Origin of the sequence: Alterotamlana spongicola (genome assembly GCF_035818475.1) — a bacterium.
GTDB lineage: Bacteria > Bacteroidota > Bacteroidia > Flavobacteriales > Flavobacteriaceae > Cognatitamlana.
This window is the reverse complement of the sequence record NZ_JAYMGV010000001.1, coordinates 1,152,437-1,164,953: the sequence shown is the minus strand read 5'-3', so window position 1 is coordinate 1,164,953 and position 12,517 is coordinate 1,152,437. Positions and strand designations below refer to the sequence as shown.

Sequence of the window (12,517 nt, the reverse complement as noted above, 5' to 3'; positions counted from 1 at the left end):
TAAGAAGCTATTTAGAAAAAAAATGTACATTTACCTTATGTCTAAAAATCTAATAAAAATAAGCGTGTTTTGTGTTACCTTTTTCCTTGGGATAAGTACAGGTTCGGCACAAAATTCAACTTTTGAAAAACAAAACAATACTTTGAAACAACCACCATATTTAAAAGCCGGAGATACTGTTGCTATTGTTGCTCCGTCAGGAATTTTAAAAAACCGAACAGGTGAAATCCAACAAGCCAAAGCCTTATTAAAACGCTGGGGCTTACATACTGTTGTAGGGAAACATATTTTCAATCAGGCTAATCACTTTGCCGGAACTGATGATGAACGCTGTGAAGATTTCCAAAATGCTATGGACAATCCCAATATTAAAGCTATTTGGTGTGCTCGTGGTGGCTATGGTTCGGTTAGAATTTTAGATAAACTAAATTGGGAGGCATTTAAACAAAACCCTAAATGGGTTATTGGTTATTCTGATATTACTGCTATTCATAATCAAATTCATAATATAGGTGTTGAGAGTTTACACGCTATTATGTGTGTGAGTTTAACTAAAGATTTATCTGAAATTGAAGCCAGCATTTCTACATTTAAAAATACACTTTTTGGTAAACCGTTAAGTTATCATTTAAAAGGTTCAAAATATAATAAAACCGGTAACACATCCGGACTGTTGGTAGGTGGTAATTTAACCATGCTCCATACCATGTTGGGTTCTGATGCAAGCCTTGATACTTCCGGTAAGATCTTATTCATTGAAGAAATTGGGGAGTATAAATACCATATTGATCGTATGTTGCAAAGTTTAAAACGCGCCGGGTATTTTAACAATTGTAAGGGTGTTATTATTGGCGACATGACCAAACTTAGAAAAAACACAACGCTTTGGGGCACCTCAGTTGAGCAGCTTATTTTAGATGCCCTGGCAGCATATAATTTTCCTATAGCCTTTAATATGCCGGCAGGTCACGAAAAGGATAATCAGGCCTTAATTTTGGGCAGAATGGTTGATTTATCGGTAGATATGGGTCAATCAACTATAATTTTTAGGAACTAGTGTGATATGTTATAGATTTACACAAAATTTATTAATCCACTAAAAAGTCTCAAAATGAAGAAAATAACTTTACTATGTGCATCTTTGATGCTTCTACTTACAGTTACGGTTAATGCTACTGAACTACGTTTAAACTTAAACAACCCAGATGTTCGTAAATGCTTAATTGAAGCAACCAAATATGAAGGTTGGGAATTAAGAGCCAGTTACATGAATACTAATGATAAATTAGTTATGATCTTTGTAAAAGGTGACGAAACAAGAACATATACCAGCTTATAAGTTCTGACTATTACAACAACAAAAAGACCAACTATTGTATAGTTGGTCTTTTTGTTTTATCCAGGAAAAGCATTCATGTTAGTTAAACCTCAAACTGATTTAAATGGTGGTCCAAATGCTTATAAAACATATTGTTCCATTCTTGTGTGGTTAACTTGCCAAACGAATGTGATTCCTTCCCATCAAAATGGTCTGCCCCTAAACTTTGGGTTTTTGTTAAATAATCAGCCAACCTGGCTTTTTCTTTTACAAAATTTCTGGAATCCGTAACCAAAAACTGAGGGGCTGTTCTTCCATTTTTTTTATAAGGCTTGTTATTGACAACTGCCGATTTAACAAACAACTTCAACAATGTTTTTTTTAATCCCTTTGGCTTTGGGTGACTATTATCATAAACCATTTCATAGGTTACATTACAATGTGCCAGCATTTGATCTACACTCATTTTACCCCACAATGGTTTTGACGTAGGTTCCAGCTTATTTATTCTATCAATAAGGGTATTGGTTTCTTCTAAAGCAAAAATATTTTTCATGGTAGGTTTTTATGATCCTAACCAAATTTACAAAATATTTAAGCTGATTTTTATTAGCACTTACCTTTATCCATAGCTTCAACAACAACCTCAAAATCAATTAAGTCTGAAATAACCTCATTTTTCAATGTACTTAATATTCCTTTTGAGTTGTATTCAATACCCCACCGGGTTCTGTCAATGCTAAATTTTGAAGTGAATATTTGTTTTCCTTCAACCTCTTCAAGGTTTAGTGTAAACTCAATAGGGTTTGTAATATCACGAATGGTCAGATCTGCTTTTACGGCAATGGTATTGGTACTTGTAGCCGTGACCTCAATGAATTCCAATCTGGATACCGGGTATTTCTCCACATTAAAAAAATCTTCATTCTTTAAATGCCAAACCAGCATTTCATTATATTTTCCATCTGTATTGATTATGGAATTCATGTTGATCTCAAAATGACCTCCGATAATGATATTATTAGATTTTATTATCTCTCCATTTAAGAACGTAACCGTCCCAAAATGTTTATTATATTTAAACAGATTTGAACCTGTCCATTTAATAACACTTGAAGTCGTGTCAATTTTGGTAGCATTTTGTGACCAGATTAAAGATACTACGCATAGCATCAATACTAAGAGTACATTATTTTTTTTCATATCTAAAAAGTTTTGATTAAAATTAGAGATGATGCCTTTTATTCTTGTGAAAAAAGTGTAAAAGAAGTGTGAAACGGATTTAAATTTTTTGAAAAATCATTTTATTTGTCTCATTTAAAACCAATGAAACTGAAGACCCATATTATAAATCCATTCTTACTGATACCATTAGTTATTCTATTGGCAGGATGCCATAAAAACACGACTCAAAATCATTTCTCTGAGAACGTAAAAGTGGCTCTTAGGGATGTGGGTAATAGACTGCTTTTAATAAATAAAGATTCCAGTTCCTTGATTTTACCGATTACCAAATTAAATGAAAACAGCTATAAAATTACATTTGAAAACACCCTCTCAATAACTCCGGATAGTTTGGTAAATGTCATAAGTCATAGTTTAAAAAATGCTGATTTACCTAAGCGCTATATTGTTGAAGTTATTAATTGCCATAGTGAAACCGTATCATACAGTTTTAAGATCACGGGATTAACAGAGCAAAACATAGTACCCTGTAGTGGAAGAAACCTCCCTAACGCCTGCTATACCATTCATGTTTTGTTTCTTGATACGTTATCATTTTGGAGTGCAAATAAGTATTATCTGTTATTGATTGTTTTGCTTATCATTACTGGCCTAAGCTTTATGTATCGAAAACAAAAGCAAAAAACGCTGAATCAGACCGGACTTCCTTTTTCAAAAATTGGATCTTATAGATTTTATAAAGATCAAAATAAACTGATCAAAGATTCGGTTGAGATCAAGCTTTCGACAAAAGAATGTGAGCTCATGGCCATACTAAGCGCCCATCAAAACCAGGTGGTAAAACGAGATACTCTTGTAAAGGAAATTTGGGAAGACCATGGTGTTTTTGTTGACAGGAGCTTAGATACTTTTATCTCTAAACTTCGCAAAAAATTTAAAGATGATACCTCTATCAATATTATAAATATTCATGGTGTAGGGTATAAACTGGAAGTTCATTAAAATGGGGTTTTACGATTTATCAAAGGAAGCACGTGATATACTGGTTAAAACTATCAATGATGATATCACTTACGATTTATCAAATGGTAACACCCAACATATTACACGCTATTTCTCAGATCCGGATACTTACATTAGAAAAACAGGATATTTAGCTATTGGAAAATGCTTTTATTCTAAACCTGAATTACAGCAAACTATACTTTCAAGCCTAAACGATTTATTAAATTCCAAGATTGATAAAGTACGTCAAACCGTTGTAAATGCGGCCGGAGAAATTGGAAAGTTTCATTTTAAAACAGTTCAACATTTTTTTGACACCGCTTTATTTGACAAACACCACACTGTTAGGAATGTTGTTATTGGCTCTGTTAAGAAAATGGGGCAAAAGAACCCTGTTCCGGTGCTTGATTGGGCAAAAACTTATCTAAAACACCCTGATAAAGAAGTAAGGCGGGAGATATGTCATGGTATAGAATTACGGGGACGCACCCACCCACAAGATATTTTACCGCTTCTTAAAACACTTGAATTTGATGAAGCCAAACGAGTTACAGATACGCTAATCCATGTACTCGGTCAAATAACCTATAAAAATGGCTGTTTAAAAACTGTTGTCGCCCATCTCAATACATGGGAAAATAAAACTTTAGTTGAAAAAGCTTTAGACGAAATTGTTGATGTGCATAAGCGGTATAAAAAATTTGCCGTTTTATCGCAACAGGAGGCTATTGATTATATTGATGCTAATTATAATCCAATTAATTAAAATCCACGCTCCTTTTGAATCTGTTCATACGCTGCTTGTACCTGCCTGAATTTTTCCTCTGCACCCTTTTGATGTTCTTTGCCTAAATGAATCACCTTATCAGGATGGTATTTTTTAGCCATTTTACGATAGGCTTTTTTAATAGTATCAACAGAGGCATTTTTGTCTATTTCCAACACTTTATAGGCATTATCGCTACTATTATAGAACATGGCCTTAATGCTTTCATAATCTCTAGGACTAATACCCAAATACCCAGCTATGGTATAAATTTGTTTTACCTCATCCTCAGTAACAATCCCATCAGCCTTTGCTATACCAAATAAAAAATGGATCAGCTGTAAACGAGACGCATGGTCCATCATTTGTCTGATCTGTAAACACACCGGCCTTACAGAGATCTGTTGTTTATTGATGCTTTTAAAAAGCTTAAACGCCCGGTTTGCCCGTTCCTTGCCATACATACCAACAAACTGTTGGCGCACATAATCCAGTTCACGTTGGTCTTGCTTACCGTTTGCTTTAATAATAACAGAAGCCAATATAAGAAGGCTTACCTCAAAGTCTCCAGATTGGGTTTGAGGACGCTGTCTTGTTCTGGTTGTCCTATAGTCTCTACCGGAAAACGATCCCTCACTTCCGTTACTTAAATTGTCTAGAACACTTCCAATGGCCAAACCAATTATAGCGCCAATTGGACCACCAAAAGACCAGCCTAAAGCACCTCCTATCCATTTTGAAAAACTCATGCAAATAATAGATTTTAATTATGGGTAAATATAATATTTGTTAGTTGATTGCTTTACACTTTTGTTACACAATTGGTATCTTTGTAGTCTGAAAATGTTAATTATTTAAATTTAAAAATATGTATCCAGCAGAATTAGTAAAACCAATGCGCGAAGATTTAACCAATGTTGGTTTTGAAGAATTACATACTGCCGAGGCTGTTGATGCAGCTTTAGCCAAAGAAGGAACAACATTAGTTGTAGTAAATTCAGTTTGTGGTTGTGCAGCAGCCAATGCACGTCCGGGTGCCAGAATGAGTTTACAAAATGCTAAAAAACCAGATCATATTGTAACGGTTTTTGCAGGTGTTGATAAAGAGGCTGTTGACGCTGCCCGTGGTTATATGGTACCGTTTCCCCCTAGTTCACCCAGTATGGCTTTATTTAAGGATGGAGAATTGGTTCATATGTTAGAACGTCATCATATTGAAGGCCGCCCAGCAGAACTTATTGCAGAAAATTTGGTTGATGCTTATAACGATCATTGTTAACAGCAGCTCTAAATAAAAAGAATATCTTTTAGATAAATTAAAACCACGAACACTTTTCGTGGTTTTTTTGTTTTTAAACGCAACTCTTTTCTTGTGTTCTCATCTATAAGTAAACCTTATATAGATGAATAAAATACTTCTGTCCCTTTTTGTACTGCTGATTTTCACATTACTGAGTACCCAATGCAAAACCGATGATGGCACTTCCGGTTTTGAGAGTGATCAGGCTGAATTAATTCGCTTAAAAACTGAAATCGAGTTACTTGCAAGTACTTCTGTTTACAATGAAAGTGTAGAATGTAAATATATTGGCCTGGGAAGTAAACCCTGTGGCGGGCCATGGGCTTATCTTATCTACTCCACCTCTATTGATACCGAAAAACTTGAGAATCTGGTAGAAAACTATAATGAAAAAGAACGTAGCTTTAATTCAAAATGGGGTTTGGTTTCAGATTGTGCATTTGTCAATCCGCCCTCAAATATAAAATGCGAAAATAACACCTGTATCGCTGAGTATTAAAACTAAGTTTTTACTTATTTTTGGGGCATGTTAAAACTATTATCATATCCTGTAACCGCTATTTATTATCTGTGTTTTTTCTTAACATTGGTAATATTTCATCCTATTCAATGGTTTTGCTTTAATGTTTTTGGCTACCAGGCTCATAAATTAAGTGTTGATGCTTTACAACTTTGTTTAATGCGATGTGCCAATGTTTTGGGTACAAGATTTACTTATATAAATCCACACCATATAGAAACCAATCAACCCCTTATTATTGTTGCCAATCACCAAAGTTTACATGATATATACCCTATTACCTGGTATATGCGTAAACATCATCCTAAGTTTATTAGCAAAATAGAATTGGGAAAAGGCATTCCCAGTGTTTCATATAATTTGCGTCATGGCGGAGCTGCTTTAATTGACAGAAAAAACCCAAGGCAATCTCTACCTGCACTTATGAAATTTGGTGAATATATAGAAACTAATAAGCGTGCCGCTGTTATTTTTCCTGAAGGTACCCGAAGCAAAAACGGAACACCTAAACCCTTTCAAACCAAAGGCCTGGAAATTCTATTTAAAAAAATTCCTTCAGCTATGGTAGTTCCTGTAACCATTAATAACTCCTGGAAAATAGTCCGTTACGGAAAATTTCCTATGAGTTTAGGCACTCACATTACATTTACAGTACATAAGCCTATAAAAGTTAGTACCTTTGCAAATAAAGAAGCGCTTATTAATAGTATTGAAACCACTATTAAAGGTAGTATACAATCTTAAAAAAACACAGATGTCTTTAAAGAATAAGAGGTTAGAAGTCATGAAGTTTTTGGAAAAAGACGTCGATGCCTTAATGGAAAAATATTTAATTCCTATTGAAACTATTTGGCAACCCACAGATTTTTTGCCAAATTCAGAAAATCCCGATGATGATTTTTTTGAAGAAATAAGAGAAATCAGAGAGTTGGCCAAAGATTTGCCTTATGATTTTTGGGTGGTTTTAGTAGGCGATATGATTACTGAAGAAGCCTTACCTACCTATGAATCCTGGTTGATGGATGTGGAAGGAGTTGAACAGGTTAATGGTGTTAATGGTTGGGCTAAGTGGGTAAAACAATGGACTGCTGAAGAAAACCGACATGGCGATGTACTAAACAAATACCTTTACCTTTCCGGTAGAGTTAATATGAAAGAAATTGAAATCACAACACAGCATTTAATTGCTGATGGTTTTGATATAGGAACAGACAGAGATCCTTATAAGAACTTTGTGTATACCAGCTTTCAGGAATTAGCCACTTATGTTTCCCATAATCGGGTTGCTAAAATAGCCCGAAAAAAGGGCAATAAAAGATTGGCAAAAATGTGTCAGATCATTTCCGGAGATGAAATGCGTCATCACCATGCCTATTCTGATTTTGTTGAGCGAATTTTTAAAGTGGATCCCAGCCAAATGATGATGGCGTTTCATTATATGATGAAGCAAAAAATAACTATGCCTGCCCATTTTTTAAGAGAAACGGGAGGGAAAATAGGGTCAGCTTTTGAAGAATTTTCAAATACTGCCCAACGTATAGGAGTTTATACGTCTAAAGATTACGTAGATATTTTACAAAAATTGATTGAGCGTTGGGAAATTGATAAAATTACCGGATTGAATGACGAGGCTGAAAAGGCCAGAGACTATTTAATGAAACTTCCTGCCAGAATGTACCGCTTGTCTGAACGCATGAAAATACCGGAGAACTCATTTCAATTTAAATGGGTGGAACCGGCTATTATTAAATAAATCAATGGTTTACAATTGATTAACTATAATAACAAAAGATTTAAACCTATTTCCAGTTCAGAAAACAGTGAAACCACTTCTGACACTATTTTTGTTTATAAACAAAAGGGAAACATTTTAACAGCTACCTATCAAGGAGATCATATTATAGAAGGGCATTTAATTGGTGTGGTTGACAACCAAGGCAATATTGACATGAGGTACCATCAGATTAATTCCAGTGGTGAATTAATGACTGGTATTTGTATTTCTAAACCAAAGATTGATACCAACGGAAAGATAAAACTTTATGAGCGTTGGGAATGGACATCGGGAGATAAATCTAATGGCACTTCTGTTCTACAAGAAATTTAATAGCTATGACTTCAGCAGAAATAATTAATAAAACCATCATTTTTGTTAAACAAACCCTTGTCGATGCTGAAGGGGGACATGATTGGTTTCACATTGAGCGTGTTTATAAAAACAGTCTCTTGATAGCCAAAACAGAACCTGTTGATGAATTTATTGTATCACTTGCTGCCCTGCTTCATGATATTGCCGACAGTAAATTCCATAATGGTGATGAAACTTTAGGTCCTAAATTGGCCAGGGAATTTCTTTTTAAACTTAATGTAGATTCAACAGTAATTGAGCATGTGGTTAATATCATTGAAAACATTTCCTTTAAAGGCGGCAATGAAACTCAAAAATTCAAATCTCCAGAATTAGACGTGGTACAGGATGCAGACAGATTAGATGCTATTGGTGCCATTGGTATAGCACGTTGCTTTAATTATGGTGGATTTAAAAACAGAGCTCTATTTAATCCTGATATAAAGCCCAACTTAAATATGAGCAAGGCTGAATACAAAGCCTCTAATGCTCCTACCATCAATCATTTTTATGAAAAATTATTGCTTTTAAAAGACAGGATGAACACACCAACTGGCACTAAAATTGCTCAAGACAGACATAACTATATGTTAGGCTTTTTAGATCAATTTTACAACGAGTGGAACGGCAAAAAATAATTTAACTGGATTTAATTTGTCATTTCGACAGAGTGAGGAATGAACGACGAGAAATCTTTATAAAAATAAGATTATCCCACAGTCCGTTTTGCAATTTGCTTTCAATGAAATTATTCAAGAATACTCAAGACGCTATTGCATTATAATCAATCGGTAAAACATTATCTTGATAAGGCCTATCAACTGATCATCTTTTTAATTTCTTTCCTGTAATTGGATGCACTTTTTCCGGTTATATCATTAAAGGTTTTATTAAAATGAGAGAAATTATTAAATCCGCATTCATAGCATACATCAGCAATACTCATTTCAATTTCTTCAGACAATAATTTTGTAGCATGCACAACACGGTACTCATTAACCACCTGTGTAAATGTTTTTCCGGTAGCTTTTTTAAAAAATCTACAAAACGCCGGTACCGTCATACTTACTTTGTCTGCAATTTCATCTAAAGCAATATGTTTTTGAAAATTCTTATTCACATGCTTAAAAACAATGCCGATTTTAGCACTGTCTTGTGCTTCAGTTTCAAAAGCTACGCCATCAGCATTTAATAAGGTATAATCGCTGGTTTTAGCTAAAAAATCAAGGATTTCTAAAAATTTTAAAACACGCTTAAGACCATTGTGTTCTAATAATTTTTCAATTTTACGCCCAATCTTCTTTTTGGTATCAATTTGAAATCTGATGCCTTTTTTTGCTCTATCATATAAGGAGACAATATGTGACATTTCAGGAACATTAAGAAAATCATCCCCTAAAAAATTTGATTTGAACTGAATGGTTGTTTCGGTACCATTGGCCGTTAATCTATCTGTAAATCCATTATGTGGCAAATTAGATCCAATTAATATAAGCTGGCTATTATTAAAATACGACAAGTGGTTTCCAATATGGGTTTTTCCCTGACCTTTATTAACATATATAAGCTCTAATTCCGGATGAAAATGCCAATAGGCATCGTTCTTATCTACTTGCTCAACATGTTGCTTCACTAATAATGAATTACCAAAACCAGGGCTTATCTTTTTTAATGTAGGCTTTTTTGTAATCATAGCAGGTTAATTTGAGAACAAAATTACTATTTATTATGCATACATTATATATATAATTACCTCTATTATGTGCTATTTTAACTTAACACGCTATTAACACAAGCTTAACAGTTAAAATAGCATACAAATTAGCTAAAATTGATGTTTTGCACCTTATATTTGCAATATATCTTTGTCTCGTTGAAACGTTACATACAGAAAAAGAAAATTATAAAATAACAATACACTCTGATAACAAGGAGATCACAATATTCATTAATAGTTAGTTTAATGTCTTATTTAGTTTAGTTTAGTTTGAAAAGTGGGTGGTGGTAACCCACTTTTTTTTGCTTTAACTTTTCCTTTATCATAAATCTGCTAAAACTTTTTTGGCCTCTATAATCGCTTCAATGCATCATGTAATCTTTTAGTAAAACTATACTGGCTTAACCTGGTTTTATACTAGATTAACTTAACTCAAAATTGATGTAAAAACAACAGATAATTTAGCACATAAATTAGTCAATATCAGTGTTTTAAACTTACTACAATCAATATAAATTTGTAGTGTTGAACGTTAAAAACCAAATCATGAAAAACGTAATTAAACACTTAAAAAAAGGATTCTTAATGGTAACATTGTTTGCTACCCTGTTAAGTTTCGCCACTGATGCTTCATCTTTCAAAATTAAAAATGAAGCTAAGAGAACCTCCCTTACTTTATACCATATAAAGAAAGGCGACTTACTGTCTATTAAAGATGAAAATGGGAATATTTTATATAAGGAGTCTATGCAAACAACCGGTGTTTACACCAAAGGTTTTGACTTAACTACCTTACCTAATGGCTCTTATATGTTTGAGGTTGATAAAGACCTTGAGATTAACATCATACCATTTACCGTTAAGCACAACGTTGTTTTATTTGACAAAGAAAAAAAGGAAACCATCTTTAAACCGTTCGTTAGAATAAAAGGTGATCTTATTTTTGTTTCAAAACTATCTTTAGACAAAACGCCCCTTCACATTGATTTTTACAGAACCGATGTTAGTAATTCAGGGCATATATACTCAGAAAAGATTGAAAACACCAAAGTCATTGAAAGGGTATATAAATTAAGAGGTTTGGACGAAGGCCATTTTAAAATTGTCTTTCATACCAAAGGCAGAGAATTCACAAAAAAGATCAATTAAAATTTAGTTTATTAGTTAGTTTAGTTGAAAAGGTGGGCTGTAATGGCTCATCTTTTTATATTTAAAACAGCTTTAATTGACCGGTTTTATAAGATTCATGTAAATCATAATTTAATTTGGGCATGCTTTTATCTTTAAAATACTTAAGCCTTGCCAGTTTTATCAGGTCATTGATCTGTTGAGCGATCTTGCCTTCGCCTCGCATTCTGGTACCATATCTTGAATCATTTAATGTGCCGCCATGGCAATCTTCTATCTGGCGCAAAACCTTTTCGGCCCTATCCGGCATGGTTTTTTTTATCCAGTCTGTAAATAGTTCTCCTATAGCACCATTAAGCCGAACAATGGTATGCCCTATGGACAAAGCCCCATGATCTGAGGCCGCTTTAGCCAATGCTAAGATCTCATGGCTGTTTATAGAGGGGATTATAGGTGCCAGCATCACATTAACGGGAATACCGTTCTCACTTAATTCTTTAACTGTATGTAAACGTCTTTTAATAGTGGCTGTTCTGGGTTCTAAAATGCGCCTGGTCTCTTCTGACAGTGACGTGATGGACACATTAACAGCCACCAGATTGTCATTAGTCAACGCTTTTAACAGGTCCAGGTCTCTTAAAATAAGGGCATTTTTAGTTATAATACCCACCGGGTGCTTATACTTTAAAAACACCTCCAAACATTGCCGTGTAATCCCAAACTCCTGTTCTGCCGGTTGGTAACAGTCTGTATTCCCCGATAATACAATAGTATGCGCTTTCCAGCTTTTCTTTTTAATATGGGCTTCCAGTAGTTTTGCAGCTTCTTTTTTTACTAAGATATTACGTTCAAAATCCAAACCGGCACCAAAGCCCCAATATTCATGGGTATTCCTGGCATAGCAATAAATACAGCCATGTTCACAGCCCTGATAGGGATTCATACTATACATCATACCCACATCCGGGCTTTTTACCTGATTAATAATGGTTTTAGGAAATACCCGAAGGTATCGGGTTTTATTTTTATCCGGGATTTCGCCTTCTTTTTGACAAAATTCCAGGAAGTCATCACGCAGCTCATGACTTAATTCAAAAAAACGATTGTGCACCTTACGCTGTGCGCCACGGCCTTTTATAACAGATTCGGGATTCATAATACTTAAAATTCAGGATGTAAACCAGAGTGGAATAGCTCTTTAAAATTAGGTATTATTTATACTAAAAACTGTTAAATAAAAAATGGGTTATTAACAAAATGGGGGAGGTGATCAAGCTTGATACTTTAAGAAAATTCGACTAGCTTTGTTTGACATTAGGTATAACTGAGGGATGAAATATTTTGACAAATACATATTATTGAGGCAAGAACTATGGAAAGAATTTGAAAACCTTGTCAAAAAAGGAACAAAATTTCCGGAATTACTTGATGTTACATAGCCGAGAGGTGA

The 12,517-nt window shown here is 34.2% G+C and carries 16 protein-coding genes; 11 read left to right on the top strand and 5 right to left on the bottom strand.

Translation table 11 applies throughout. The features are described 5' to 3' along the window. The first annotated feature begins 37 nt into the window (after positions 1-37). Both VOI54_RS05185 and VOI54_RS05180 read left to right on the top strand, forming a co-directional pair. Positions 38-1,057, top strand: a complete 1,020-nt coding sequence (locus VOI54_RS05185; protein WP_326281657.1) for a S66 peptidase family protein — start codon at positions 38-40, stop codon at positions 1,055-1,057. Positions 1,058-1,111: 54 nt separating this feature from the next. Then, on the top strand, positions 1,112-1,339 hold the full coding sequence (locus VOI54_RS05180) for a hypothetical protein (RefSeq protein ID WP_326281656.1): 228 nt from the start codon (positions 1,112-1,114) through the stop codon (positions 1,337-1,339). A gap of 82 nt (positions 1,340-1,421) precedes the next feature. Here VOI54_RS05180 and VOI54_RS05175 read toward each other — a convergent pair whose 3' ends face one another. Both VOI54_RS05175 and VOI54_RS05170 read right to left on the bottom strand, forming a co-directional pair. After that, entirely contained in the window at positions 1,422-1,874 is a 453-nt protein-coding gene (locus VOI54_RS05175; RefSeq protein ID WP_326281655.1) for a DUF1569 domain-containing protein, read from the bottom strand. A 53-nt stretch (positions 1,875-1,927) separates the two neighbouring features. Beyond that, complete coding sequence (locus VOI54_RS05170; RefSeq protein WP_326281654.1) at positions 1,928-2,521, bottom strand: YceI family protein; 594 nt, start codon at positions 2,519-2,521, stop codon at positions 1,928-1,930. 123 nt (positions 2,522-2,644) lie between these two features. On the opposite strand from VOI54_RS05170, the gene VOI54_RS05165 reads away from it, so the two are divergent. Next, entirely contained in the window at positions 2,645-3,505 is an 861-nt protein-coding gene (locus VOI54_RS05165) for a helix-turn-helix domain-containing protein (protein WP_326281653.1), read from the top strand. 1 nt (position 3,506) lies between these two features. Next, the gene (locus VOI54_RS05160; protein WP_326281652.1) at positions 3,507-4,274 is read left to right on the top strand and encodes a HEAT repeat domain-containing protein; all 768 of its coding nucleotides are present in this window, start codon (positions 3,507-3,509) and stop codon (positions 4,272-4,274) included. On the opposite strand, the gene VOI54_RS05155 is transcribed toward VOI54_RS05160, so the two are convergent. Continuing rightward, on the bottom strand, positions 4,271-5,023 hold the full coding sequence (locus VOI54_RS05155; RefSeq protein ID WP_326281651.1) for a TerB family tellurite resistance protein: 753 nt from the start codon (positions 5,021-5,023) through the stop codon (positions 4,271-4,273). The genes VOI54_RS05160 and VOI54_RS05155 overlap by 4 nt on opposite strands. Before the next feature lie 119 nt (positions 5,024-5,142). Between VOI54_RS05155 and VOI54_RS05150 the strand changes: the two genes are divergently transcribed. The 6 genes from VOI54_RS05150 (at position 5,143) to VOI54_RS05125 (ending at position 8,860) form a co-directional block, all read left to right on the top strand. Further along, positions 5,143-5,553 (top strand): BrxA/BrxB family bacilliredoxin, encoded by a 411-nt coding sequence (locus VOI54_RS05150; RefSeq protein WP_326281650.1) that lies wholly within the window; start codon positions 5,143-5,145, stop codon positions 5,551-5,553. Between the two features lie 124 nt (positions 5,554-5,677). Further along, the gene (locus tag VOI54_RS05145; protein WP_326281649.1) at positions 5,678-6,073 is read left to right on the top strand and encodes a hypothetical protein; all 396 of its coding nucleotides are present in this window, start codon (positions 5,678-5,680) and stop codon (positions 6,071-6,073) included. A gap of 27 nt (positions 6,074-6,100) precedes the next feature. Next, on the top strand, positions 6,101-6,838 hold the full coding sequence (locus VOI54_RS05140) for a lysophospholipid acyltransferase family protein (protein ID WP_326281648.1): 738 nt from the start codon (positions 6,101-6,103) through the stop codon (positions 6,836-6,838). 10 nt (positions 6,839-6,848) lie between these two features. Further along, entirely contained in the window at positions 6,849-7,847 is a 999-nt protein-coding gene (locus VOI54_RS05135; protein ID WP_326281647.1) for an acyl-ACP desaturase, read from the top strand. Between the two features lie 15 nt (positions 7,848-7,862). Then, on the top strand, positions 7,863-8,201 hold the full coding sequence (locus VOI54_RS05130) for an avidin-fold protein (RefSeq protein WP_326281646.1): 339 nt from the start codon (positions 7,863-7,865) through the stop codon (positions 8,199-8,201). A 5-nt stretch (positions 8,202-8,206) separates the two neighbouring features. Next, positions 8,207-8,860 (top strand): HD domain-containing protein, encoded by a 654-nt coding sequence (locus VOI54_RS05125; protein WP_326281645.1) that lies wholly within the window; start codon positions 8,207-8,209, stop codon positions 8,858-8,860. 179 nt (positions 8,861-9,039) lie between these two features. On the opposite strand, the gene VOI54_RS05120 is transcribed toward VOI54_RS05125, so the two are convergent. Beyond that, positions 9,040-9,915 carry an AraC family transcriptional regulator gene (locus VOI54_RS05120; protein WP_326281644.1) on the bottom strand — a complete coding sequence of 292 codons (876 nt, stop codon included), beginning with the start codon at positions 9,913-9,915 and terminating at the stop codon, positions 9,040-9,042. 570 nt (positions 9,916-10,485) lie between these two features. Between VOI54_RS05120 and VOI54_RS05115 the strand changes: the two genes are divergently transcribed. Next, positions 10,486-11,088: a hypothetical protein gene (locus tag VOI54_RS05115; RefSeq protein ID WP_326281643.1), complete on the top strand. Its 603-nt coding sequence runs from the start codon at positions 10,486-10,488 to the stop codon at positions 11,086-11,088. A 61-nt stretch (positions 11,089-11,149) separates the two neighbouring features. Here the strand turns inward: VOI54_RS05115 and VOI54_RS05110 are convergent, their stop codons facing one another. Further along, positions 11,150-12,223, bottom strand: coding sequence for a PA0069 family radical SAM protein (locus tag VOI54_RS05110; protein WP_326281642.1), 1,074 nt, complete (start codon positions 12,221-12,223; stop codon positions 11,150-11,152). Positions 12,224-12,517: the final 294 nt, after the last annotated feature.